This is a genomic window from Marinospirillum sp., assembly GCF_035271045.1.
Taxonomy (GTDB): domain Bacteria; phylum Pseudomonadota; class Gammaproteobacteria; order Pseudomonadales; family Halomonadaceae; genus Marinospirillum.
Genome location: NZ_DATESC010000018.1, coordinates 87,947 through 113,838 on the forward strand (window position 1 = coordinate 87,947; position 25,892 = coordinate 113,838).

The 25,892-nt window shown below is 43.0% G+C and carries 24 protein-coding genes; 16 read left to right on the forward strand and 8 right to left on the reverse strand.

The genetic code is table 11. The features are described from left to right. Positions 1-2 precede the first annotated feature (2 nt). From nqrE to sthA, 4 genes are all read left to right on the forward strand, one after another. Entirely contained in the window at positions 3-623 is a 621-nt protein-coding gene (gene nqrE, locus VJY63_RS07750; RefSeq protein WP_324049644.1) for an NADH:ubiquinone reductase (Na(+)-transporting) subunit E, read from the forward strand. A 12-nt stretch (positions 624-635) separates the two neighbouring features. Continuing rightward, positions 636-1,871, forward strand: coding sequence for an NADH:ubiquinone reductase (Na(+)-transporting) subunit F (nqrF, locus tag VJY63_RS07755; protein ID WP_324049646.1), 1,236 nt, complete (start codon positions 636-638; stop codon positions 1,869-1,871). A gap of 115 nt (positions 1,872-1,986) precedes the next feature. Further along, on the forward strand, positions 1,987-2,238 hold the full coding sequence (gene nqrM / locus VJY63_RS07760; RefSeq protein WP_324049648.1) for a (Na+)-NQR maturation NqrM: 252 nt from the start codon (positions 1,987-1,989) through the stop codon (positions 2,236-2,238). 3 nt (positions 2,239-2,241) lie between these two features. Then, entirely contained in the window at positions 2,242-3,636 is a 1,395-nt protein-coding gene (gene sthA / locus VJY63_RS07765) for a Si-specific NAD(P)(+) transhydrogenase (RefSeq protein ID WP_324049649.1), read from the forward strand. A 10-nt stretch (positions 3,637-3,646) separates the two neighbouring features. On the opposite strand, the gene VJY63_RS07770 is transcribed toward sthA, so the two are convergent. Beyond that, positions 3,647-4,519 (reverse strand): DNA replication terminus site-binding protein, encoded by an 873-nt coding sequence (locus VJY63_RS07770; RefSeq protein ID WP_324049651.1) that lies wholly within the window; start codon positions 4,517-4,519, stop codon positions 3,647-3,649. A 51-nt stretch (positions 4,520-4,570) separates the two neighbouring features. Here VJY63_RS07770 and VJY63_RS07775 point away from each other — a divergent pair, with 51 nt between their 5' ends. Both VJY63_RS07775 and lolD read left to right on the forward strand, forming a co-directional pair. After that, positions 4,571-5,812: a lipoprotein-releasing ABC transporter permease subunit gene (locus tag VJY63_RS07775; RefSeq protein ID WP_324049653.1), complete on the forward strand. Its 1,242-nt coding sequence runs from the start codon at positions 4,571-4,573 to the stop codon at positions 5,810-5,812. A 27-nt stretch (positions 5,813-5,839) separates the two neighbouring features. Further along, positions 5,840-6,541: a lipoprotein-releasing ABC transporter ATP-binding protein LolD gene (gene lolD / locus VJY63_RS07780; protein ID WP_324049654.1), complete on the forward strand. Its 702-nt coding sequence runs from the start codon at positions 5,840-5,842 to the stop codon at positions 6,539-6,541. On the opposite strand, the gene VJY63_RS07785 is transcribed toward lolD, so the two are convergent. Beyond that, on the reverse strand, positions 6,538-7,104 hold the full coding sequence (locus VJY63_RS07785; RefSeq protein WP_324049656.1) for a DUF2062 domain-containing protein: 567 nt from the start codon (positions 7,102-7,104) through the stop codon (positions 6,538-6,540). The two genes, lolD and VJY63_RS07785, sit on opposite strands and share 4 nt — an antisense overlap. Positions 7,105-7,169: 65 nt before the next feature. Here VJY63_RS07785 and VJY63_RS07790 point away from each other — a divergent pair, with 65 nt between their 5' ends. Continuing rightward, complete coding sequence (locus VJY63_RS07790) at positions 7,170-9,428, forward strand: DNA internalization-related competence protein ComEC/Rec2 (RefSeq protein ID WP_324049658.1); 2,259 nt, start codon at positions 7,170-7,172, stop codon at positions 9,426-9,428. Here VJY63_RS07790 and VJY63_RS07795 read toward each other — a convergent pair whose 3' ends face one another. The 5 genes from VJY63_RS07795 to VJY63_RS07815 are packed head-to-tail and all read right to left on the reverse strand — an operon-like array spanning position 9,429 to position 13,152. After that, positions 9,429-10,154: an SIMPL domain-containing protein gene (locus tag VJY63_RS07795; protein ID WP_324049660.1), complete on the reverse strand. Its 726-nt coding sequence runs from the start codon at positions 10,152-10,154 to the stop codon at positions 9,429-9,431. A gap of 45 nt (positions 10,155-10,199) precedes the next feature. Next, positions 10,200-11,048, reverse strand: coding sequence for an NAD(+) diphosphatase (nudC, locus tag VJY63_RS07800; protein WP_324049661.1), 849 nt, complete (start codon positions 11,046-11,048; stop codon positions 10,200-10,202). Then, entirely contained in the window at positions 11,026-11,796 is a 771-nt protein-coding gene (gene dnaQ / locus VJY63_RS07805; protein ID WP_324049663.1) for a DNA polymerase III subunit epsilon, read from the reverse strand. The genes nudC and dnaQ overlap by 23 nt, the downstream gene beginning before the upstream one ends. Positions 11,797-11,828: 32 nt before the next feature. Further along, complete coding sequence (rnhA, locus tag VJY63_RS07810; RefSeq protein ID WP_324049665.1) at positions 11,829-12,311, reverse strand: ribonuclease HI; 483 nt, start codon at positions 12,309-12,311, stop codon at positions 11,829-11,831. A 1-nt stretch (position 12,312) separates the two neighbouring features. Continuing rightward, the gene (locus tag VJY63_RS07815; protein WP_324049667.1) at positions 12,313-13,152 is read right to left on the reverse strand and encodes a class I SAM-dependent methyltransferase; all 840 of its coding nucleotides are present in this window, start codon (positions 13,150-13,152) and stop codon (positions 12,313-12,315) included. Between the two features lie 50 nt (positions 13,153-13,202). Between VJY63_RS07815 and gloB the strand changes: the two genes are divergently transcribed. From gloB to VJY63_RS07860, 9 genes are all read left to right on the forward strand, one after another. After that, positions 13,203-14,003 carry a hydroxyacylglutathione hydrolase gene (gloB, locus tag VJY63_RS07820; RefSeq protein WP_324049668.1) on the forward strand — a complete coding sequence of 267 codons (801 nt, stop codon included), beginning with the start codon at positions 13,203-13,205 and terminating at the stop codon, positions 14,001-14,003. 95 nt (positions 14,004-14,098) lie between these two features. Next, a complete protein-coding gene (locus tag VJY63_RS07825) occupies positions 14,099-15,808 on the forward strand; it encodes a lytic transglycosylase (RefSeq protein WP_324049670.1) in 1,710 nt (569 codons plus the stop codon). A gap of 18 nt (positions 15,809-15,826) precedes the next feature. Further along, entirely contained in the window at positions 15,827-17,665 is a 1,839-nt protein-coding gene (locus tag VJY63_RS07830; RefSeq protein ID WP_324049672.1) for an extracellular solute-binding protein, read from the forward strand. Between the two features lie 3 nt (positions 17,666-17,668). Next, complete coding sequence (locus tag VJY63_RS07835; RefSeq protein ID WP_324049674.1) at positions 17,669-18,760, forward strand: microcin C ABC transporter permease YejB; 1,092 nt, start codon at positions 17,669-17,671, stop codon at positions 18,758-18,760. After that, on the forward strand, positions 18,760-19,818 hold the full coding sequence (locus VJY63_RS07840) for an ABC transporter permease (protein WP_324049676.1): 1,059 nt from the start codon (positions 18,760-18,762) through the stop codon (positions 19,816-19,818). The genes VJY63_RS07835 and VJY63_RS07840 overlap by 1 nt, the downstream gene beginning before the upstream one ends. Next, a complete protein-coding gene (locus VJY63_RS07845; protein ID WP_324049678.1) occupies positions 19,811-21,418 on the forward strand; it encodes a dipeptide ABC transporter ATP-binding protein in 1,608 nt (535 codons plus the stop codon). The genes VJY63_RS07840 and VJY63_RS07845 overlap by 8 nt, the downstream gene beginning before the upstream one ends. Positions 21,419-21,484: 66 nt before the next feature. Then, complete coding sequence (locus VJY63_RS07850) at positions 21,485-22,033, forward strand: metal-dependent hydrolase (RefSeq protein ID WP_324049680.1); 549 nt, start codon at positions 21,485-21,487, stop codon at positions 22,031-22,033. Between the two features lie 74 nt (positions 22,034-22,107). Beyond that, the gene (locus VJY63_RS07855) at positions 22,108-23,154 is read left to right on the forward strand and encodes a CsgG/HfaB family protein (RefSeq protein ID WP_324049682.1); all 1,047 of its coding nucleotides are present in this window, start codon (positions 22,108-22,110) and stop codon (positions 23,152-23,154) included. Between the two features lie 60 nt (positions 23,155-23,214). Further along, positions 23,215-24,222, forward strand: a complete 1,008-nt coding sequence (locus VJY63_RS07860) for an LPP20 family lipoprotein (protein WP_324049684.1) — start codon at positions 23,215-23,217, stop codon at positions 24,220-24,222. Positions 24,223-24,246: 24 nt separating this feature from the next. Here VJY63_RS07860 and VJY63_RS07865 read toward each other — a convergent pair whose 3' ends face one another. After that, positions 24,247-25,878, reverse strand: coding sequence for a methyl-accepting chemotaxis protein (locus VJY63_RS07865; protein ID WP_324049686.1), 1,632 nt, complete (start codon positions 25,876-25,878; stop codon positions 24,247-24,249). Positions 25,879-25,892 lie beyond the last annotated feature (14 nt).

Below are 25,892 nucleotides of genomic sequence, written 5' to 3' on the forward strand. Positions count from 1 at the left end.
TTATGTTAGAACATTACCTATCGCTGTTTATTTCTGCTGTGTTTATTGAAAACATGGCGCTAGCCTTCTTCTTAGGTATGTGTACTTTTTTAGCCTTGTCTAAAAAAGTTGATGCTGCCTTTGGTCTAGGTGTTGCAGTGGTTGTGGTACTTGCCATTACTGTGCCAGTTAATAACTTGATTTATAACCTATTATTGCGCGAAGGTGCTTTAGTTTGGACAGGTCTTGAAGGTGCAGAAAAAATCGACTTATCTTTCTTGGGATTATTAAGCTATATCGGTGTTATCGCCGCTATCGTGCAAATTCTAGAAATGTTTCTCGAGAAATTTGTGCCAGCACTTTACAACGCTTTAGGGGTTTTTCTACCGCTAATTACCGTAAACTGCGCGATTATGGGTGCGTCATTGTTTATGGTAGAACGCGACTATAACTTTGCTGAATCCGTTGTTTACGGTACGGGTGCTGGTATTGGTTGGGCTTTGGCGATTGTTGCTTTAGCCGGTATTCGTGAAAAACTAAAATACAGCGATGTACCTGCAGGACTTCAAGGCTTAGGTATCACCTTTATTGTGGTGGGCTTAATGTCATTGGGTTTTATGTCCTTCTCCGGCATCCAGCTATAAAAGGGAAATAACATGGTCGACTCTACAATTATTCTGCTCGGCGTCGTCATGTTCACCGTAATCGTGCTTAGTCTCGTTATGGTGATCCTGGCAGCGCGTAGCAAACTGGTCAGTACCGGTGATGTAACCATTGAAATCAACGGTGATCCAAAACATACACTGGTAACAGCCGCAGGTGGTAAGCTACTTAACACCTTGGCAGCAAATGGCATTTTCCTATCATCGGCCTGTGGTGGCGGTGGTAGTTGTGCCCAGTGTACTTGTAAGGTAATTGAAGGCGGCGGTTCAATTCTGCCTACTGAAGAATCAGCTTTCACCATGCGTGAAAAGAAAGAAGGCTGGCGCTTATCTTGCCAAGTACCCGTAAAGCAAGACATGAAAATTGAAGTTGATGAAGAAATCTTCGGCGTCAAAAAGTGGACTTGTGAAGTGGTATCTAACCCCAACGTAGCTACCTTCATTAAAGAGCTTACGCTTAAGCTACCTGAAGGTGAAAACGTAGACTTCCGTGCTGGTGGTTATGTACAGCTTGAATGCCCGCCCTACGAAATTCCTTATAAGAATTTTCAAATTCAAAAAGAATTTCATGGCGACTGGGATAAGTTCAATATCTGGCGTTACGTGGCAGTGAACAAAGAAACCACCATTCGTGCTTATTCCATGGCTAACTACCCTGAAGAGCGTGGCTTGGTGAAGTTTAATATTCGTGTAGCTACACCGCCGCCTGGCCGTGATGACTTGCCACCGGGTATTATGTCGTCTTATGTGTTTAACCTAGTACCTGGCGACACCATTGATGTGTACGGGCCTTTTGGTGAGTTTTTTGCCAAAGATACCGATGCGGAAATGGTCTTTGTTGGCGGTGGTGCGGGAATGGCGCCCATGCGTTCGCACATTTTCGACCAACTAAAACGCCTTAACTCCAAGCGTAAAATTAGCTTCTGGTACGGTGCTCGTTCACTGCGCGAAGCGTTTTATGTTGAAGAGTTTGACCAGTTAGCTAAAGAAAATGAGAACTTCACTTGGCACCTAGCCTTGTCAGATCCATTACCTGAAGACAACTGGACAGGTGCAACAGGTTTTATTCACAACGTTTTGTTTGAAAATTACCTTAAAGACCACCCAGCACCCGAAGACTGCGAGTTTTATATGTGTGGACCACCCATGATGAACGCAGCAGTTATTAAGCTGCTTGAAGATCTAGGTGTAGAGCCTGAAAATATTCTCTTGGATGATTTTGGTGGCTAATGCACGTAACTATTTTTTGTAAGGCAAATATTTTTTGTAAACCAATGAATATTTAGCAGAAATGGGTTGTCTCTTTAATAAGAGGCAACCCTTTTTCACTTTAGAGGTATTTATTATGCAAATGTTCTTTCTTAGCACATTGGTACTTGGCACTATCATGCTTATCATGTCAGTTGGCGTTATTATGGGGCGCAAACCTATCGCTGGTTCATGCGGTGGTATGAGTGCTTTAGGTATGGACGTTGCTTGTGATATTTGTGGTGGAGATCAAACCATTTGCGAAACGGAATCGCAAAAAAGTTTAGGTTATGATGCAACACAAGCCCAAGATGCAACGCAAGTGAACAACACAAACACTAAGGGGTAGTGAATGGCCGTTTATAACTATGATGTTATTGTGATAGGAACAGGACCTGCAGGTGAAGGTGCTGCTATGAATGCCGCTAAACATGGTAAGAAAGTGGCTGTTATTGAAGAACAGCGATTTGTGGGTGGTAATTGTACGCATAAAGGCACTATTCCATCTAAAGCTTTACGTCACGCGGTAAAACAAATTATTCAATTTAACACCAACCGTATGTTCCGTGACATTGGTGAGCCACGTTGGTTTTCGTTTCCTAAGGTTTTGGAGCGCTCTAAGCGGGTTATTGAAAAACAAGTTTCTTTGCGTACAGGTTTTTATGCCCGTAACCGTGCTGATTTATTTTTTGGTACGGCACGTTTTGTTGACCCTAATACCATTGAAGTTAGAGATCATCATGATGGCATCGAGTTTTTAAAAGCGCAAAAAATCATTATTGCAACGGGTTCTAGTCCATATCGCCCTGCTGATATTAATTTTGATCATCCGCGTATTTATTGTTCAGATTCTATTTTGGAGCTTTCCCACACACCACGTTCAATCATTATTTATGGTGCAGGTGTTATTGGTTGTGAATACGCGTCTATTTTTAGTGGTTTAGGTGTGAAAGTCGACTTAATCGACAACCGCGACCGTTTACTTTCTTTCTTAGACGATGAGATTTCTGACAGTTTAAGTTACCACTTGCGTAACAACGGTGTGCTAGTTAGGCATAACGAAGACTATGAAAAAGTGGAAGTAGTTGAGCAAGGCGTTGCGCTGCACTTAAAAAGTGGTAAAAAATTAAAAGCCGATGCGTTTATGTGGTGTAACGGGCGTACAGGTAATACGGCAGATTTGGCACTAGAAAACATTGGCTTAGAAGCCAACTCACGTGGGCAGTTGACGGTTGATGACCACTACCGTACCAGCATTCCGCACATTTATGCGGTAGGTGATGTGATTGGTTGGCCTAGCCTAGCGTCTGCCTCTTATGACCAAGGGCGTTCTGCTGCTGCTGATTTTCTTGATGAACCAGATTTTCGTTTTATCGACGACGTGCCAACGGGAATTTATACGATTCCTGAAATCAGCTCGTTAGGAAAAACTGAGCGTGAATTAACGGCCGAAAAAGTGCCTTATGAAGTGGGGCAGGCATTTTTTCGTACCTTGGCAAGAGCACAAATTACCAGTGAACCTGTGGGTATGCTGAAAATACTTTTCCATCGTGAAACGTTGCAGATTTTAGGCATTCACTGTTTTGGTGACCAAGCATCAGAGATTGTACATATAGGCCAAGCCATTATGTCGCAAAAAGGTGAAGCCAATACCTTGAAGTATTTTGTTAATACCACTTTTAACTACCCTACGATGGCAGAGGCTTACCGAGTGGCAGCAATTAATGGCTTAAACCGCGTTTTTTAAGATTCTTTGTTTAATATTCTCTGTACTTAAATACTCTGATGCTTGGCAAAAAAGGTTCATCTTCTAACTGAGCATCAGAGCGAACGGCACGGGTACGTTTTTCAGGTGGTGCAATGCTAGGTATATTAAAAGGCGGTAGCGTTGCTTGATCGGATAAAATAAACAAAGGCATCGCAATATTCATGGCTTGTCTGTCGGGTAAACCGGCTTGTTGATCGGTAAAAAACAAGTTGGCACGCATTAACGGCGCTTGACTTTGTACTTGCGCCAAGGGCGTTGCTGTTGGAATACTGGCTAACTTTTGTAACTGAATTTTAATGTGTGGTGCTTCAACATTCATCTGTTCTAAGCGATAGACCGCTTCTTTATAACTTATCCGCCGAATACTGCGACCACTGGAATACCAACTGAATCTGACTTGCCGTAAAGGTATTGTACAACCAGGGATTTGTCGCCAAGACTGCTTTAAATGCAAACGTGCTAAACCTTCTGCGGTTAAATGGGCGTGTAGTTTAGGGTGCCTTGTTACTAAATTTTGCCGAGCATCGAGTAATAAATCGGGGCTTTCGCGGCGAATAGCATCAATTGCACCAGAAAAAGCGACCTTGGCATCGTTAACTGCGCCCAACTGCGCCCAAATTTGTTCATTACACACAACTAACCCTGGATAGCTGCGCGTTACTCTTCCATCTTGACCCTCTAAATACCACAAATCTAATAAAGCAAATAATAAGCGCTCACGACTGGTGGCTTCGGTTTCACAACCCAACATCCAGCAAGGTAACTGAGCTGTTTTTAATAATGCGGCTAGGTTATTTAAGTTATTAACTAGCAAATCAAAACAATGATCTAACTGAGACACTAGACGGTAGTGTGTACCCATGCAAATATCCTTTACAATGCAGTTCAAAATTCGTTAAGGAAGCAGCTTTTTATGGCCTCTCTACCCCTGTTAATAGGCTTGCGTTACACCCGTGCTAAACGCAGAAATCACTTTATTTCGTTTATTTCACTCACATCTATGCTTGGTATGACATTGGGTGTGGCGGTGTTAATCCTAGTGCTGTCGGTAATGAATGGGTTTGATCGTGAATTACGGGAACGCATTTTAGGCATGGTGCCGCACCTAGCGATTAAAAACTATCAAGACTTTACTGATTGGTCTAGCGTTGCCGATAAAATTAAACAGCGCCCAGAAGTTATTGGTGTCGCACCTTTTGTGAACGGTCAGGGTATGCTGATTCATCAAGGCTATAATCGTGGCACTTTGGTGGCAGGCATTTTACCCGAATATGAAAATCAAGTATCCATTGTTGGGCAGCACTTACAAGATGGCGTTCAGCTAGATGCTTTGCAGCCGGGTGAATATGGTATTTTGCTGGGTGAATTATTAGCACGGTTTTTACGTGTTAATACGGGTGATAAGGTGACCCTGTTACTGCCAGAAGCGTCGATTACCCCCGCAGGTGTTTTTCCACGTTTAAAGCGTTTTACTGTGTTGGGTACATTTAAAGTGGGTGCTGAATTAGATGGCAACCTTGCTTATGTTCATATGAGCGATATGCAAATTTTAATGCGTATGGATGGCAATATTGAAGGATTACGTTTACAGCTAAATGATCTGTTTCAAGCTAACCGCCTAACGCAAGAATTAGTTAATGAGCTGGGTTATCCCTACCGTGGTCAAGATTGGACACAAACGCAAGGCAATCTTTTTCAAGCAATACAAATGGAAAAGCGCATGATTGGTCTGTTGCTGATGATTATTGTTGCCGTAGCTGCATTTAACATTGTTTCTACCTTGGTAATGGTTGTTACTGATAAGCAAGCCGACATTGCAATTTTGCGTACTTTAGGTGCGAGTCCAAGCACTATTTTGGGTATTTTTATGGTGCAAGGTTTAACCATAGGTGTGGTGGGTACTTTGGTTGGCGTAGCGCTGGGTATTGTGTTGGCACTTAATGTTAGTGATCTAGTCTTGTGGCTAGAAGGGTTGTTAGGTATTCAGTTTTTAGATGCTAATGTTTATTTTATTAGTTACTTACCTTCAGAGTTGCGTTGGGATGATGTGCGATTTATTACCATTTCGGCACTGTTATTAAGCCTACTGTCAACGCTTTATCCTGCTTGGCGTGCATCTAAAATTCAGCCTGCTGAAGCCTTGCGCTATGACTAACCTGCGTTAAAACACAAGGAAATGAACATGACTTTAAAGACTAAACAGGCTGTTTTGCGCTGTTCTACCTTAAATAAAAGCTACACTGAAGGCCCGCAAGAAGTACAGGTGTTGACAGCGATTGATTTTGAGATTTTTGCAGGCGATCGCATTGCTATTATTGGCAGTTCAGGCTCAGGCAAAACAACGCTATTGAATATGCTGGGTGGTTTAGACTTACCTAGCAGCGGTACAGTAGAACTGGCAGGAAAAGATTTTTCTAAGCTTAACCAAAAGCAACGTGGACAGTTAAGGAATCAGCACCTAGGTTTTGTTTATCAATTTCATCACTTACTACCGGAATTTACGGCTTTAGAAAATGCAGCGATGCCCTTATTAATTGCCGGTAAAAGTATGAAGGAAGCCAAAGCGCAAGCATTAAAATTACTGGAAAAAGTCAGTATGGCTGAACGTGCAGAGCACAAACCAGCCGAGCTTTCGGGGGGCGAAAGGCAAAGGGTTGCTTTAGCCCGAGCGCTAGTAACCAACCCTAGTTGCGTTTTATTGGATGAACCAACAGGTAACCTAGACCAGCAAACAGCCGCCCAAGTACAGCAATTAATCACCGAGCTTGCAGAAAACTCAGGCACCGCATTTGTTATTGTTACGCATGATATTGAACTTGCACAGCAACAAAACCGTGTGTTGCGCCTTGATAAAGGTCAGTTGCGGGCAGCTAACGAAGCTTAGTCGTCTGCTGGTTGCTTTGAAGGCGCTTGTTTTGATAAGACTATAGGCAGTGAACGATTCGACTGCCTTTTATTCCAACTGTGTGATACGTGCCAACGCCACAACAAGCGCACGGCAACATTAGAAGCAATGGCTAAAAGAGCGCCCACTAAAACGCAGCCTAACAAGAGCGATGGCCAAATTTGATTAAAGTGGATTAATACCCAGTCTAGTGTGCCTTCGCTGGGGTGCGGCGACACGGGGATGTTCATTAACCAAGCACCAACGCGGTAACAACCATAAAATAACGGCGGCATAGTCAACGGATTGCTGACCCACACCAAGCCTACTGAAATAGGTAAATTAATTCGCAATAACACTGCTAAAGCCGCAGCGACCAGCATTTGAAAAGGCATGGGAATAAACGCCACAAACAAACCTACACTAAATGCACCTGACACACTGTTGCGCGTAAGCATCCATAAGTTAGGATCGCCCATGTGCGGGGCCATAAATCCGAGTGACTTATGTGCCCGAATTTTTTCAGGTTTAGGCATAAAGCGTTTAATAAGTTTACGTGGCATGATTTATACCAAATCTTTCCTCTAAAAAGTGCGGCTATACTAGCTCAAAAGCGAGCAGTATTAAAATGAAATTAACCCCTTATAGTTTTTTACATTTTGCACTGGGTTTGCTGTTTGGCATTTTAAGCGCTGTATTGATAAGTATTTGGTTACCCATAGAAGCTTTGGTGTTAATCAGCCTTTTTAGTTTAACGCTATTAAAGCGTGGCTATTTTTTTATGGGTGCTAGTTTTTTGGGCTACTGTTGGTTGTTAGTTTTTTTAGCTTGGCAAATACACCAAGCACCACTGACAAATCACCCTAGCAGCCACAATACTTTAATTAAAGGCGTTATTACGCAAACCTACCCTAACACGATTCGCGTGGGTAATACGCGCCTTAATTGGTATATTCCACGAACATCATCTCAGCAAGCATTGCCTCGGCAGGGCGAACTTTGGCAGTTAGAAGCCAGAATTAGACCTTTGCGTAGTTTACAAAACTTTGGTCAAACCGACTCGACAGGTAATAAACTGGCGGCTGGACAACTTGTTGGTGGTTATATCGCCCGTGATGCTAAAGTTATAAAAATCAAAGAAGCGAGCCGTGTTAATCAATGGCGTAATCAACTGATTAATCAAATCGATAGCTATTCTGCTGATTCACAACGTGGCTGGCGCTTTTTGTTTGCACTTGGATTAGGTGCTAAAACGCTACTCACTGCAGATGATTGGCAGCTTTTACAGCGTACCGGCACTTTGCATTTATGGGTGGTTTCTGGTTTGCATTTAGGATTGCTGGCTGGCTTAGTGCTGGGATTGGCGCGTTTTTTTAGTTGGCGACAGGGTATTGCTTTTCCTTTAGCCGCTGCTGCTGCGCTAGGTTATGCTCAGTTGGCCGGTTGGGGTTTAGCCGCCGAAAGGTCGGCACTGATGCTGCTGTTAGGTTTGTTAATTCTTAGTGGCTGGCGCAAGTTGGGCACTTGGTTAGCGGTTAGTTTAGCGCTGATTATTTTATTGCTGGTTAATCCGTTAATTGTGCTCAGTAAAGGTTTTTGGCTGTCGTTTGGCGCAGTGGTTATTTTAATTGCTGGTTTTTATGGTCGCGCGATTAGTCATCCAGTTATCAGCCTTATAAAAGTACAAGTATTACTGCTGCTGGCTTTTACCCCATTACTTCTTTGGCAAGGCGGCTGGTTTAATCCTTGGTCTTTACCCATTAATTTGCTATTAGTGCCGTTGGTGGGGCTGCTGCTGTTACCCATTACGCTGTTAGCTTTAGCGTTAAGCACAGTAGACTTTTATTGGCCTTTAGAAATGTGTGCCATAGCTTTTAATTATTTGGTCAAAGGTTTGGCGTATGCTGCACAACTAGAACAGCCATTAATTCAACAAGCATCTTACCTATGGCTAGGTTTACTTATCTTATTACCATCAGGCATACCGTTAAGGCACTTTTCGTGGTTAGGTTTATTATTAGCTTTTTTGCCGCACACGCTGAATAACGAACCTCTATTAAACAAGCCGTTAATAAATAAGCCACACAACTGGCAGGTTAAAGTTTTAGATGTTGGTCAAGGCACGGCTGTTTTAATAGAAAGTGCCGGCGAAAAATTACTTTACGACACAGGCAAAGGTTTTAGTTCAGGTTGGGCAGCAGTAGTGCCTGCTTTAACGCCTTGGTTAACGCCTAAAGCAGCGCCAAAAGGTATTAATCAGCTGATTATTAGTCACGATGACCAAGATCATGTGGGCGGTTTAACTGCTATTAAAAAACGCTGGGCTATTCAGCAAGAATACAGCGCTCAACAACACAACTGCTATGCAGGGCAAATTTGGCAATTAGGTCAGCTAGAAATCACCGCACTGTGGCCACCACAGCCACCGCTAACAGTGTATAAAAAAAGAGCTAATAACTCAGATTCTTGTGTGCTGCTGATTAAAGCGCCTGAGCATAATGGGCGTATCACCAGTGTTTTATTAACCGGCGATGCAGGCTTAGCCGAAGAAGCGTTTTTTAGCCAAGTGTTGCCGCAATTGCTGACGAATCAACAAGGCGAGCAACAACCGCTAACCCTGCTGATTACTGGCCACCACGGTAGCCAAACCTCTACTGGCCTACCTTTGCTACAAGCCACTCAGCCTTTATGGGCGGTGCATACCAACGGCTGGCGCAACAGTTATGGTCATCCGCATAACAGCGTAGTGCAAAGACTCAGGCAGCTTAACGTCACTCAACTTAGTACCGCAGCCCACGGTGCTGTGCATTTTGACATGGGAAAAATTACCCGTATGCACTATAAAAATCAAAAATTACCACTTTGGCATGGGCTGGGATACCGTTAACTATTTGGTTAGGTAAAAAGTAACCGCAGTGACGACGCGAATGTGTTTTTCAATTTTTCTATCATCGCCATAAGATTCACCCACGTCTAAAATCGAAAAGTTACCTTGTGAGGCGCTGCGAATACCACCCACCGTTACGCCGGCATTTTCAGCAAACTCATTGGCTGCAATGCGTGCATTTTGGGTTGCTTCTTTTAACATATCCGGCTTAATTGTGTTTAATTCAGTAAAATAGTAGTTTGGTGCGGTATTTTTAATGTCTAAGCCTTCAGCAATTAGCGCATTGATTTTAGAACGCACTTTAGGCACTAGCTGAACATTTTTAGTTTCGACTTCAACAGCACCCACCAAAAAATACTTGGTTTCAATTAGCTTTTGGTTATCGTTACGGTATTCATAAGTTTCGTAATCAACAGCGCCTAAAATAATTTCATCATCGGTAAAACCACTGGCTATTAATAAATCGATAATTTTTTTCTGGTCAATTTTTGATTTAGCATACAGTGCGGCTACTTCAGATTTTTCATTGCCTGCAACCGTGTACTGAATTTTCCAATGTGCAATATCAGACATAACGCGTTTTTCAGACAAGCCTTTAACATCGGCAGTATTTAACGCCACATTTGAGTTATACAAGGTTTGACCCACAAAATACCCTGCGCCCATTAAACCGGCAGCGATAAAAAATGCACTAATAATCAGTTCAATTCTTAAATTACTATTCATAAAAACTCCGTTTTGTTCGTTAAAATAAAAACCACTTAAAGCGAATTAAAGAACGCCTTTCCATTGTAAGAAAGAATCAATTAAATAGCGTGAAATGGAGTTTTTAGACGGCAATTCTGGTAGTTGGTCAAAGGGGTACCAGTTGGCATCTTCAATTTCTATGCCATCAAACGCAATTTCACCACCTTGGTATTCTGCCCAATAACCCAGCATTAACGAATTAGGAAACGGCCAAGACTGGCTGCCAAGGTATTTAAAATTGCCAATTTGTACATTGACTTCTTCTTGTACTTCACGGTGCAGGGCTTGTTCGGCCGATTCCCCCGTTTCAATAAAACCAGCTAGCGTGCTGTAAACGCCGGCTGCAAAACGTGGGCTACGCGCTAACAGTAAAGCATCTTCACGCCACACTAGGGTAATAATGCAAGGCGAAACACGTGGGTATTGGCGTAGGTGACAACGCGGGCATTGATGGGCATATTCATCATTTCTGGGTTGTGTTTTACTGCCGCAACGCCCACAAAAACGGTGTTGCTCTTGCCAATTAGCCAAGCCTGCTGCGGTTGCCAGCAAATCAAAACTTTCAGCATCACTTTGTAATAACCAGCTGCGTAAATTCGGCCAGTTTTTGGCTTTAGCTTCACCTCGCTGACCTAGCCGTAGCAGCAACGGTTGACCATGCCTGCGCCCCATAACCACCAGTTTGGAGTGTTTTTTTGGGTCGTAAAATCCTGATTCCAGCCAGCCATTCATTGAATCTTCGACAGGGCGTATACAGCCCGATCCGCAGGTAATAATCCCTACGGCTTCACCGGCTTGAAGGGTATCTGGGCCACGTTGGAAACCGCTTAACGGCTGTTGTTGCGGAAAATCAGCTTGTAAAGGATGCCACATTTTGTTGCTCCATTTGCTGCCAAAGGCTGGTTTGTCCGGCTTTTTTACTAACAAATTCTAATTTAGCTTGATGGGCGATTAATTCTTCTGGGGTGGCTAACAGCACGCTTAACTGCTGCTGATCTTCATAGGCAACACGGCGTATGGTGGAATTTAGATCCCGAACCACGCCGCTCATCTCATCGTCTTCATCCCCGCCTAATAACAGGTTGGTTTGCCCGCCGGTCATGGTTAAATAAAGATCGGCTAGAATTTCTGAGTCCAATAAAGCACCGTGTAAGGTTCGTGCCGTGTTATCTATGCTGTAACGCTTACACAAAGCATCTAGGCTGTTGCGCTGTCCTGGGTGGCGGCGGCGTGCAAAAGCAAGGGTGTCGAATATTTTACAATAGTCTTCAATGCGACCATAGCGTTGTTCGCCTAGCTGATGGTTGATTTTTGCTAATTCAGTATCTAAAAAGCCCACATCAAAAGGTGCGTTGTGAATAATAAGTTCCGCACCTTCTATGTAGCTAATAAACGAATCCGCTAATGTTGCAAATAAAGGTTTATCTTTTAAATCGGCCCAAGTGAAGCCGTGAACCTGCGTGGCTTCTTCATCGACTTCACGTTCAGGGTTAAGGTATTCATGGAAATTATTGCCGGTTAAACAACGCCCAAGCATTTCTACACAACCAATTTCTATGAGTCGATGACCCTCTTTAGGGTCTATGCCGGTGGTTTCGGTATCTAATACAACTTGCCTCATGCTGATTGCCTCATGTTGACTGCCTTACAATGTTAGTTTTCTAAAGAAGGATTAGGGTCGGTTACGCCACGGTTGGCTAAATCATCTGCCGCTTCGTTGCCTGCATCACCCGCATGGCCTTTTACCCAGTGCCATGCTACTTGATGGCGCTTGGCTTGTTCATCAAGCTGTTGCCATAAATCCTTATTTTTAACGGCTGAACCTGATGCGGTTCGCCAATTTTTTTTCTTCCAATTTGGCATCCATAAAGTAATGCCTTGGCGCACGTATTGAGAGTCGGTGTGCAAATCGACGTGACAACTGCGTTTAAGCGTTGCTAGCGATTTAATTGCAGCCATTAATTCCATACGGTTGTTGGTGGTATCGCTTTCACCACCCCATAATTCACGCTCAACGTCGCCATAGCGCAATAACGCACCCCAGCCACCAGGACCTGGATTGCCTTTGCAAGCACCATCAGTGTAAATAATGACTCTTTTTAATGCAGTGTTTGGATTATCGGTTGTATCAGACAAATTACTTCTCGGTTTTTAAACGGGTTTGGGTTGGTAGGCTCGTTCGGGTTGGCGATACTACCGGCTGAGCCGCTAACCAGCTAGGGCTTTTTTTCTTTAATTCGGGGCGCAAGGGGCTGCCGATACGCTTCTTAATACGTAATAAATAAATGCCCGCTAAGGGCCAATTTTTTTTATCCAGTCGTTGATCTGGTTTTTCTAAATGCTGCAAAATGTTTATACGGTTACAAGGTGGGCGATGAAATATACGCTGGCGCTCTTCTTGCTTTAAATCCAAAAACTCAAACCAATCCAGCAGCTTATTTTGGCTAATAAAACGTGCCGATTTTAATACCTGCAGGGGTTTGGCCTGTAAACTTTTGGGTAGTATTCGCGCAAGTCCCCATAAGCTATAAGGATTAAAACCTAAAATTAGTATTTCACCTTTTGGCAATGTTACCCGTGCGGCTTCTTTTAACAGCGCATGGGGGCGTGCTAATAATTCTAACGAATGATGCAGCAACACCAGATCCATCGAATCATTAGGCAGCGGCAGGTGAGCAGGATCAGTGATTAAACAGCTAGTATGGTCAGCCGTTGCAAAACTGGGTCGCCATTCCATTTGGTGTTTAATCGTGCAGCTGGCTAATAATGGCTTTGCTGGACAAGCGCCAACGCTTAGCACATGGTAGCCGCGCTGGGCTTCTAAAATAGGTGATAGCAGTGCTGCTTCAGCGCGTAGCACGGCTTGACCAAGGTGTGAATCCCAAAACAGTTGCCAAGTTTGCCAAAGCTGGGTGTTGGCTTGATTGTTTAACGTTTGGGTGTCTAACGTTTGCTTGCTTGAGTTTTGCAGATGCATGGCAGATGCCGTAAAGTTAATAGTAATTTAATGATAAGAGATACCATACCATGCTTGAAGTTCATCCCACGCTCGAAGTTCATCCCATTAATGCGTTTGACGATAACTACATTTGGTTAATTAAAACAGCGAATCAACAACATTGCTGGGTGGTTGACCCAGGTGATGCTGCCCCTGTTAAACGTTACTTACAGGCGAATAATTTAACTTTAGACGGTATTTTGCTAACGCATCACCATAACGACCACATTGGTGGTGTGGTTGCGTTAGCTAAGTCAGGTGTTGCAGTGGTGGGTTTTTCTCAAGCAACAGAACGCTTGCCGGTTTTAACGCAAGCCGTGCAGCAAGGTGATACTTTTGAGTTATTAGGGCATAAAGTGCAGGTGCTGGAAGTGCCGGGGCATACTTTAGACCACCTTGTTTACTTTATAACGACTAATCAACAACCCTTGTTATTTAGTGGCGACACTTTGTTTGCCGGTGGTTGTGGTCGTATGTTTGAAGGTACGCCACAACAAATGTACGCCTCTTTACAAAGTTTGGCTGTTTTACCGGCCGATACACAAGTTTTTGCCGCGCATGAATACACGTTAAGTAACTTAAAGTTTGCTTTATTAGTCGAGCCTAATAATGAGGATTTGCAGCAGCGTATAATTGATTGTAATCGGCTAAGAGCCGCGCAGCAGCCGACTTTACCTTCCACTATCGCCGCTGAATTAGCCACCAATCCTTTCTTGCGAGTTAGCCAGCCAGCAGTTATAGCTTCGCTACAAGCACGCCACCCAACAGCCAATTTAACCGAACCAACCGAAGCCTTTAGACTGCTTAGAGCTTGGAAAGATACTGCGTAATTACGCATAGGTTGATCGTGTTTACTTGTATAGACAAGGATGTAATGCGTAAAATGTGCCGAATTCGTTTATTCACTTAGATGCCCAGATACCCTATGCGCCTTACAATACATCATTTTTTACGCCCTTTGTCGTCTTTACTTTTACCACTGGCGGCAGGTGGCTTATTGGTTATTCAAGGCTGCCAAAGCCTTCCACAAACGCTGTCGTCCAACAGCGATACCGTTCAAGCAGAACAGTTGCAAATTTGGAGTCAGCTTAATAACACCCAGCAATTAGCCAGCTATCGCCATCATAACGATCACTCAGGTTTAGCGGTATTAGTAAAAAAACCTAACAGTGCCGATGTGCGAAATTGGCAAGAACCTACGTTACCTGAATACGATTTGTGGGATCGGCTGCGCGAAAACTTTGTTATGGATATTTCCAGTAACGACCCACGCGTTATCGCCCAAATCAATTGGTACCTTCGCCATCCACAATACATGGATCGCGTTGCCCAGCGTGCTAGTCGTTATATGTTTTATGTGCTGGAAGAAATTGAACGCCGTGGATTACCCGGTGAACTCGCTCTACTTCCTATCGTTGAAAGTGCCTACGACCCCTTTGCTTATTCGCACGGTCGGGCTTCGGGTATGTGGCAGTTTGTTCCGGGTACAGCCAAGCATTTTGGTTTAGACAATAACTGGTGGTATGACGGTCGCCGTGACATTGTTGCTTCTACCGATGCTGCTTTAACCTATTTGTATCAGTTAAATCGCCGTTTTGATGACTGGCATTTAGCCTTAGCTTCTTATAATACCGGCGGTGGCAATGTGAATCGCGCCTTACGCAATAATCGTAATGCCGGTGGTAATGGCACTTTTTGGGAATTAAAACTGCATTCAGAAACCCGTGCTTATGTTCCCAAAATGATCGCTTTGGCGCGTTTAATTGCGAATCCAGAAGAGTATGGTGTTAACTTAACTTCGATTGTTAATCGTCCTTACTTTGCTGCTGTTGACACTAAAGGTCAGCTTGATTTAGCAACAGCCGCTGAATTAGCCGACATTAGTATGAATGAGTTGTACTTGCTTAATCCCGGTTTTAGTCAATGGGCAACCAGTCCTGATGGCCCGCATCGCTTGTTAGTGCCGGTTGAAAATGCGGATATATTGACTGCCAATCTTAAACATTTACCGATTAAACAGCGTATGAGCTGGCAGCGTTATCGCGTGAGTTCGGGTGATAGTTTATTAACCATTTCTAAGCGTTTTAATACCACGCCTAGCATGATTCGTGACGCAAATCAGCTAAGGGGTGATATTATTCGTGCCGGTCATGAATTATTGATACCGATTCCTAGCCAAAACGCTAACCAATATGCATTAAGTGAAGATCAGCGCCAACAACGCCGCCAAAACGTAGCGCGTAAAGGCGAAAAAGTTGAGCACACGGTGCGTTCTGGCGATAGTTTTTGGATTTTAGCGCGTCGCCACGGTGTATCCGTGCGCGAATTAGCCAGCTGGAATAGCATGGCACCTGGCGATCCGTTAATGGCTGGGCAGCATTTAGTGATTTGGTCGCGTAGCAGCAATGCTAAAACCCTGGCTAATGCTAATAACACTACTAATGCCAGTGCCAATAACCGTAGCGTGATACGTAAGGTTAACTACACGGTTCGTAATGGTGATAACCTTGCCACCATCGCCACCCGTTTTAAAGTCAGTGTAGGCGATATTAGCCGCTGGAATAGTATTAACCCCAGCCGTTATTTACAGCCGGGGCAAAGCTTAACTTTACACGTTGATGTTACCCGTAATTAACTTTTAAGGAATAACCTTATGTCGGTGAACTTGTCAGGGAAAGTCACCTTGCCCAAGTCTTTTAGCAAGCTGATCTGCCTAGCGTTACTCTCCGGCCTATTGCCTGCCAGTCCTTTATTAGCGGCTTCACCCCCAAGCAGCCAGCCTGCTTGGGGCCATGCTCTAACCCTGCATGGTGAGGCCAAATACCCAGCTAATTTTACCCACCTAGATTACGTTAACCCCCAAGCGCCTAAAGGTGGCAGTTTAAGCCAAGCGGCGCAAGGCACTTTTGATAGTTTTAATCCTTTTATAGTGCAAGGCACAGCAGCGGCAGGTTTGGGCAATATTTATGATTCCCTGACCTACCACACCGCTGATGAGCCTTTTACTGAATACGGTTTATTAGCCAGCTGTATGCAGCTAGATCCAGCAGGCCAATGGATAGAATTTGAACTTCGCCCTGAAGCACGTTTCCACGATGGCAAACCAGTCACTGCTGAAGACGTGGCTTTCACCTTTAAGTTATTGCGTGAAGAAGGCCGGCCTTTTTACCGCGCCTACTATGCGGATATTACGGCAATAAAAGTACTTAGCCCGCAACGCATTCGCTTTGAACTCGCCAGTCATGAAAACCGCGAACTACCGCTAATTATTGGGCAAATTCCTATTCTGCCTAAACACTATTGGCAAGACCGTGATTTTAAACAGCCTTCTTTAGACAAGCCCCTCGGCAGCGGCCCGTATAAAATTGCTGAAGTCGATTCTGGTCGCCGCATTGTTTACCAAAAAGTAGCCAACTACTGGGGTGAAAACTTACCCGTTAATTTAGGTCGTAATAATATAGAACAACTCGTTTACGACTATTACCGTGATGCCACCGTTGCCCTGGAAGCCTTTAAAGCCGGACATTTAGACTTTCGACTTGAAAACATTGCCCGTAATTGGGCTACGGGTTACAGCGGTTCCGCTTTAAGCAGCGGTGATTTGGTGCTTGAAAGTATTCCTCATAAAAACTCAGCCGGTATGCAAGGCTTCTTCTTTAATACCCGCCGTGACGTTTTTAAAGACCCCAAAGTTCGTCTGGCACTGACCCAAATGTTTGATTTTGAATGGTCTAACCAGCAACTATTTCATGGTGCTTATACCCGTACCCAAAGCTATTTTAGTAATTCAGAACTGGCCAGCAGCGGTTTACCTGAAAGTAACGAGTTAGCACTTTTAAAGCCTTTTACCAAGCAATTAGCTGATGAAGTCTTTAATCAAGAATACAGCCTGCCAGTAACTGACGGCAGCGGTAATATCCGTAACCAAACGCGTAAAGCTTTAGGTTTATTACGTGAAGCAGGCTGGAAGATTGATGGTCGTCGCCTAGTGAATGCAGCGGGTGAGCAGTTACGTTTTGAAATACTTCTGCACGATACTTCGTTTGAGCGAGTGGTTTTACCTTGGCGGCAAAACCTAGAAAGAATCGGCATTCGTATGGATGTGCGTGTGGTCGATGTCACCCAATACTTAAACCGCCTCCGCAGTTTTGATTACGATATGGTGGTTTCTTCTATCGGCCAAAGCTTGTCACCGGGTAACGAGCAGCGTGAGTTTTTTCATTCAGAGTTTGCCCATTCTGCGGATGGTAGAAATACCTCAGGGGTAGAAGACCCAGTCGTGGATGCTCTTATTGAACAGCTAATAAATGCTAAAGACAGAGACAGCTTAATAACCGCTACCCGTGCTTTAGACCGAGTGTTGTTATGGGGACATTATGTGATTCCCCACTTTCATTTAAGTGAATATCGGGTTGCTCGCCATAAACACATTAAAATTCCAGAAGTACGCCCGTATTACGGCTTACCCTTAGATACTTGGTGGGTTGAATAATTCATGGCGCCTTACCTGCTAAGACGTTTGTTATTAATTCCGCCCACTTTGCTGGGCATTTTGCTACTAAATTTTTTGATTATCCAAGCCGCCCCCGGTGGCCCCATAGAGCAGGTAATGGCGCAAATGGGCGGTATGGATGGCCTAAGCAGCACCCGTATCGATTCTGCGGGTGGTGAAGCGGTTGCTAGCCATTCTGATGATGGCGGGTCTTCCTACCGTGGTTCTCGCGGTGTGGATGCCCGTTTTATTGCTGAACTAGAGCAACAGTTTGGTTTTGATAAACCCGCCCATGAACGTTTTATACAAATGGTGGGGCAGTATTTACGCTTTGATTTAGGCGAAAGTTTTTTTCGGGGTCGCAGTGTGACTGATTTAATTATCGAAAAAATGCCGGTATCCATTTCTTTGGGGCTTTGGTCTACCCTGCTGATTTACTTAATTTCTATTCCTTTAGGGATTCGCAAAGCCCTTAAACACGGCAGCCGTTTTGATGTTTGGACTTCTTCCATTGTTATTGTTGGTTATGCCATTCCGGGCTTCTTATTTGCCATTCTTTTAATTGTACTTTTTGCTGGCGGCAGTTATTTAGACTGGTTCCCATTACGGGGTTTAACGTCTGATAACTTTAGTGAATTAACCAGCCTAGGCAAAATCGCTGATTACTTTTGGCATTTAGCCTTGCCGGTTTTAGCCATGACCATTTCCGGCTTTGCGACTTTAACCCTGCTAACCAAAAACTCTTTTTTAGATGAAATTCATAAACAATATGTGCTAACGGCGCGCGCTAAAGGTGCTAGTGAACAGCAGGTGCTTTATGGGCATGTATTTCGTAATGCTATGCTGATTATTATTGCGGGAATGCCGGCTGCTTTGGTGAGTATTTTCTTTACCGGCTCGTTATTAATCGAAGTGATTTTTTCGTTAGATGGTTTAGGTTTATTGGGTTTTGAAGCGGTAGTACAAAGGGATTATCCCGTGGTATTTGGCACGCTTTATTTATTCACCTTGATAGGCTTATTGTTAAAAATTATCAGCGATATTACCTATATGTTGATTGACCCACGCATTGATTTTTCTTCGAGGGAAAATTAATGTCGCTACCTAACTCAACTTCAGTTTTAAACCTATCCCCACTTAATCAACGCCGCTGGCAATTATTTAAAGCCAACCGCCGAGCTTGGTGGGCGCTTTGGGCTTTTTTGTTAATGTTTGGCATTAGCCTAGTCGCCGAGCTAGTGGCTAACGATAAACCCTTGTTGGTGAGTTATGCTGGCGAGCTGTATTTCCCTTTAGTCACTGATTACCCAGAAACCACCTTTGGCGGTGATTTACCCTTAGCGGCAGATTTTCGTGATAGTTATTTGTTAGATTTAATTCAACACGATGGCTGGGTGTTATGGCCGCTGATTCCCTTTAGCCATGAAACCATTAATTATAATTTAACCCAACCTGCACCCGCGCCGCCTTCAAGTGAAAATTGGTTAGGTACTGATGACCAAGGCCGTGATGTACTAGCAAGGGTTATTTACAGCCTTAGATTATCCATTGTTTTTGCACTGTTGCTGACTTTTGGCAGCAGCGTGTTTGGGGTATTTATTGGTGCGATTCAAGGTTATTACGGCGGCAAGTTAGATTTATGGGGACAACGCTTTATCGAGATTTGGTCAGGGCTGCCTACCTTGTTTGTGCTAATTATTCTAGCCAGCATGATTGCACCGGGTTTTTGGTGGCTGTTATTAATTATGCTGCTATTTAGTTGGACAGCTTTGGTCGATTTAGTACGCGCTGAATGCCTAAGGGCGCGTAATTTAGAATACGTACGCGCAGCACGGGCGTTAGGTTTACCCAATCACTTAATTTTATTCAGGCACGTTTTGCCCAATGCTTTGGTAGCTACGCTAACTTTTTTACCCTTTTTATTTACTGGTGCAGTCACCACCCTAACCGCATTAGATTTTTTAGGCTTTGGAATGCCACCGGGAACACCCTCTTTAGGTGAACTGGTTGCCCAAGGTAAGGCTAATCTACAATCGCCTTGGTTGGGATTAACCGCTTTTGCGACCTTGGCTTTGCTGCTAACCCTGTTGGTATTTATTGGTGAAGGTGTACGGGATGCCTTTGACCCACGCAAGGCCATGCAAAATGACTAATCAAGCCTTACCTAACAAGCCTTTACTGACTATTCAAAACCTAAGGGTTAGCTTTGGTGATAATGCACCCGCTTTAAAAGACGTTTCTTTACAGCTTAATGCCGGTGAAACCCTAGCACTGGTCGGCGAAAGTGGTTCAGGGAAATCAGTCACTGCTTTAGCCACGCTGGGCTTACTGCCTGCTAATGCCAAGGTAACTGGCAGTGTACTGTTAAAAGACCAACAGTTAGTGGGCATGAATGAAAACCAATTTCGTTACTTACGTGGCAAGCGTATAGCGATGATTTTCCAAGAACCCATGACCTCGTTAAACCCGCTGCATCGAGTTGCTAAGCAAATTAATGAAACCCTGCGCTTGCACCAAGGTTTAACCGGACAAGCTGCTCAGCAGCGCTGTTTAGAGCTATTAGCAGCAGTGCAACTACCCAACCCTACTGCAATAGCCCAAGCTTGGCCGCATCAGTTATCTGGCGGTCAGCGCCAGCGGGTGATGATAGCGATAGCGCTGGCTAATAATCCGGATATTTTATTAGCCGATGAGCCAACCACAGCGCTCGACGTTACCGTACAGCAAGAAGTTTTATACTTGTTAAAAGACTTACAAAAACAATTTGGTATGGCGATTTTACTGATTACCCATGACCTAAACCTAGTGCGTAAACACAGTGACCGAGTGGCAGTGATGCACCAAGGCTTAATGGTAGAAACCCAAGCCACTGCCGAATTATTTGCCAATCCTCAAGCTGATTATACTAAGCAGCTACTAGGCAGCGAGCCCAGCGGCCAAGCGCCAGCTATCGACCCTAACAGCCCGATTTTATTAGAAGTAAACAACCTTAGAGTAGAATTTGCTCGCCCAGCCACCAGTATTTTGCCTTGGAAAAAACCCGCACCTTTTGTAGCGGTAGAAAACCAATCACTGATTCTAAAAGAAGGCGAAACCCTGGGTATCGTTGGTGAAAGTGGTTCAGGTAAAACTACCCTAGCTTTGGCTTTATTAAGGTTATTACCTAATGCTGGCGGCGTTATTAAGATGGAGGGTACAGAATTACAAAGCTTGCCACAAAAGCAGTTATTACCTTGGCGGCGTAAAATGCAGCTGGTATTTCAAGACCCCTACGGCAGCCTTAGCCCCCGCATGAGTGTGGCAGAAATTATTGCTGAAGGGCTTAAACTTCATCAGCCCCAACTTAGTAAACAAGCAGTAGAAGAAAGCGTGTGCGAAGTATTAACCGAAGTGGGTTTAGAAACCTCAACTCGCCACCGCTACCCGCATGAGTTTTCGGGTGGGCAACGCCAGCGCATTGCCATCGCTAGAGCATTAATTCTTAAACCCCGTTTATTAGTGCTGGATGAACCGACTTCAGCGCTTGACCGTAGCGTGCAAGCGCAAGTAATTGAGCTATTAAGGGAACTGCAATTAAAGCACCAGTTAACCTACCTGTTTATAAGCCACGATTTACAAGTGATTAAAGCTTTAAGCCACCGTATTTTGGTACTTAAAGATGGTAAGCAAATTGAAAGTGCTATGACTGAACAGCTTTTTAGCCAGCCAAGTAGTCATTATACGAAAGCGCTTTTAAAGGCTGCTGGTTATTAACTGTTTTTAAAGAGCTATTTTTAAAGAGCTATTTTTGAAGAACAACTATTAAAGAGTAAAACGATTATGATGGGAAATGCACACCTAGCCTTTGGTACTGGGTCTTTTTTAATTGTCACCAGCCTTGTTGGGCATACACCAGGCATTATAGAGCTAGCCGCAGCAGCATTAGGTTCGTTAATTCCTGATGCCGATCACCCCCGCTCTAAAGTAGGCCGTTGGCTACCGGGCATTAGCCACTTTTTTTACAGCTTTTGTGGTGGACATCGAGGTTTTACGCATTCAGCCTTATTAGTGATTCCTATGCTGTTTTTTGCAGGCTGGCTAATGCAAGGTCACAATGAGCAATTAGGCTGGATGGCAGATAATGCCTTGCAAGGTTCTATTTATGGCGTGGGTTATTTAGCCATGCTAGCGTTTATTTTTGGCTTTTTATCACATTTAATTGGTGATGCCATGACCACTGAAGGGTTAAGAATCTTATGGCCTTTAAAAACTAGATTACAAATCACAACATTAAGAGCTGATTCTAAATTATTAAATATGTTTGCCTGGTTATTGTGCTTTAGTGGGTTAGGTATGCACCTGTATCATAACTATCAATCATTAGTCTAAAGGCACTTGTAAAAAAAATCATTCAGTTAAATTATAATCTAATTTAACTGTTGTTTAATGTTAGGATGAATGTGATGGTTTTTAAATCTTTTCACAGTTTGGTTACAATGGTAGCCCTTGTATTGATAACCACTGGTTGTGCAACCACCACTGATATTCGAGCATTGCAACCCGCAGAAGTTGGCGCTGCAGCTTCATTAAAAAGAGTGGGTGTTGCGCCTTTTGATCAGCAAGCTAAAACAAATGTTAGTTTAGACTCTAAAATTGAAGCCGAATTAGCAAACTATCAGTTAGAGCAAGGCGTTAATTATTATAATGTTGTTGATCGTGCTAACTTAGAAACCATCATTAAAGAACAAAAATTCCAATTATCAGGTTTAACAGATAAAAGCCAAGCAACCAAGATTGGTAAGCTTTCAGGTGCTCAAGCGCTAGTTGTTGGCAACGTAAGTTCAGCGGGTATTGAAGACAATAATTACCGTGAAGACCGTGTTAAGTATGTTAACTGTGATAGTAAAGGTAAGAACTGTACTAGGCGAGAATATACGGTTTCTTGTAAATCTCGGACGGTTAATTTAGGTGCTCAAGTTAAATTAACCGATGTTGAGCGTGGCGACTTTATTACTGCTAATAATTACAATCAAAATAAAACTTGGAGAACTTGTGAAGATAATAGCAGTAGCCTTCCATCAAAAAGTCACGGTTTAGAAGTTTTAGCGGATGAAATTGCTACGGCATTTGTATTTCGTTTAGTACCTCGCTACATTACTTTTAAAGTAGAGTTATATAAAAAAGCCGAAGTTAAATTAGAAAAACTACAAGCGGATCAATTTAAAGCCGGTATTGAGTTCATTAAAGCGGGTCGTATGGATCGTGCAGAAGATTTTTTTGCTCTATTAATGGATGCAACGCAAGCTAGAAGTTTTGCTGTTGTTTATAATTATGGTGTAATAAAAGAAGCTGAAGGTAAGTTTGAAGAAGCAAAGAAACTTTATGAAACAGCAGATAAGCTAACTTTGTCACCAGAGAAAAATATTAATCTTGCGCTAGTACGCATTAATAAAATAATATCGGATCACAAAGTAGCGCTTGAGCAGATCGGTCGACAAGCTAAACGTTAATGATTTAATAAAAAAAGGGACCTAAATAGGTTCCTTTTTTTACGGATAAAAGGGAAAATAATGGTCAATCAAAAATCAAAAATAATTTTTACTGCTTTATTATGTCTATTCTTAATAATTGGCTGTTCGAATAAACCAGCATTAGTTTTACAACCTGAAAAGCCCTTACCTGACTGGTATTTGAATCCACCGGCTAATTCTTTTGATGTGCTGACAGGTATTGGTGGCGGTGCAACGCTTGAGCAAGCCACGGATTCTGCTTTAAGTAATTTGGTTTCACGCTTGGGTGTTAGTATTGAATCTAAGTTTGAGTCGGTTACTGAAAGTACAAAATATACTTATTCTAATAATTCTGTTGAATACATAAAAAGTGAGGTTTCAAAAATTCGCATCAGTAATTATGAATTGGTTTTTTCTGAACAAATAAAATACAATCAATTTGTTGTAATGGTTAAATCTAAAAGAACGCAGTTTATAAAAGATTTAAAACAACAAGTTAATAATTTGCTAGCTAATGAAAAGCAAGCCATAAAGAATGCGAGTGCTGATAATGCATTAAAGCGTTACCATCTAATAAAAATTGCTGCTGAAGAATCTAAAAAATTAGCGCCAACCCTTATTGTTTTAAGCAGTATGGATGAAGATTTTGATAATGACTATTACCAAAAAGAAATTCAAAGTTTACAAACACAAGTTGAACAAGCAAGGCGGCACATTTTATTTATTATAAAAACGGATGCAAAAAGTAATAAAGCAGCAGCACCTATTAAAAATGCACTGTCGCAGCAAGGTTTTAGCGTAGGTGATTCAGTGCGGCGTGAAGGTGTTTTAATCATTAACTTGCAAACAAATGCACAAAGAAATGCTTCAATGGGTTTTCAAATTGCTGAAATGCTAGTTAAGGTGAGTGTTACTGATTATAAAGGTAGGCTAGTCGGTGCAAATAATGTAAACCTGACCGGCCATGCAACCCGTGGTTTTGAGCTAGCAGAAATCGCAGCGATAGAAAAATTTGCTGAAGTGATTAAAGAACAAGGCATTGCCAAAGTGCTTGGTATTGCCTTGTAAAAGTTTAGTTTAATACAATAGCCACTAAGTTTTAAACTGGTTAATTGCTTGTTGGAGGCTGGTTGCTAAGCGGGATAGTTCTTCACTACTAACCGCTACAGCGTTAGCAGCTTGGTGGCTATGCTGTGATACTTCAGAAATGGATCCTAGGCTAGTATTCATTGCTTCTGCAACATGGCTTTGCTGTTCGGTAGCCGTAGCGACTTGAATACCCATTTTTCGAACATAATCCAGACTATTGACTATCTTCTCTAGTTCAGAACCCGCTTGATTGGCTGAAATTACGCTATCTTCTGCGGTTTTGCGTGATTGCTCCATTACACCTACGGCACGTCGTGCTGCTTTACTTAATGATTCATTCATCCGGCCAATTTCTTCGGTTGAATGGCGTGTTCTTAAAGCGAGCTGGCGCACTTCATCAGCAACAACAGCAAAACCTCGTCCAGATTCACCCGCCCTTGCTGCTTCAATCGCTGCATTTAATGCTAAAAGGTTAGTTTGTTCAGAAATGCCCTGAATTTCTTCTAATACACGATTAATTTCATCCGTGCTGGTTTCTAAATCTCGAATAACTTCAGCAGCCGCATTAATCTCAGTGGCAAGTTGTTGGATTTTAGTAATGGTTATAACGACATTTTTATTGCCATCCTCCGCATCAAGATCAACTTGATCAATAGCATTGGCCGTTTCAGTTGCAGATTTAGCTACTTCGTGTACCGTTACCGTCATTTGATTCATTGCTGTTGATAGCTGATTCGTTTCTTCAATTTGATGCTGTAAAGCGACACCTGCTTGTTCTGCGCTGGCAGCCAATTGATCTGATGAAGTGTATAAATGACCTGAAGTAACGGTTAAGTGGCTAATTAATTTAGAAAACCGATCCAGCATAGTATCAATACGACGACTTAAAGCTCCCAGTTCATCACGACTGGTTAAGCTCGTTCGTAAACTAAGGTTCCCGTTGGCGGCTTCATCCATAATTTGACCAATGTGCTGTAAGGGACAAATGATGGAGCGAGCAATGGGGATAGTAACCAAGGCTAATACCAACAAACTAGCCATTAATAACAATCCCATACGTTGTATATTTGCTCTAAAGTCAGCTTGAAGGTTATCAAGGTAAATTCCTACACCTAAAGACCAGCCCCAAGGGGCAAAACCCTTGACATAACCTAACTTTAAAAAAACCGCTTCGCCACCTGGTCTTGGGTATTCATACTCAAAAAACTCAGCGGCATTTTCACCTTTACTGGTGACTTCACCCATCATTTTAAAAATAAAACGACCATCAGGTAGGGATTTTTTAGATAAGTCAACACCAACTAAAGCAGGATTACCCCCATGTAACATGGTTACACCCTGAGAGTTTAAAGCATAAAAATACTCGTTATCACCAAAACGCATTTGGTGAATGATCCAACGGGCCTGTTCTTGAGCTTGTGTTAAAGTCATTTTACCATTAACAACTTTTTGGTTTAATGCTTGTAAAATACTGTGGCTACTATCAATTAAATTAACTAATTGAGATTTACGCTCTTCAAGCATTGCATTACGTTGATTAAATAATGATAAAGCTATGACGAGGGTCAAGAAAATAACAGAAAGCAATATAATAATAGCTAGTCGGTGAGTGACACGTAAATTAGCAATAACCATGATAATCAATATCC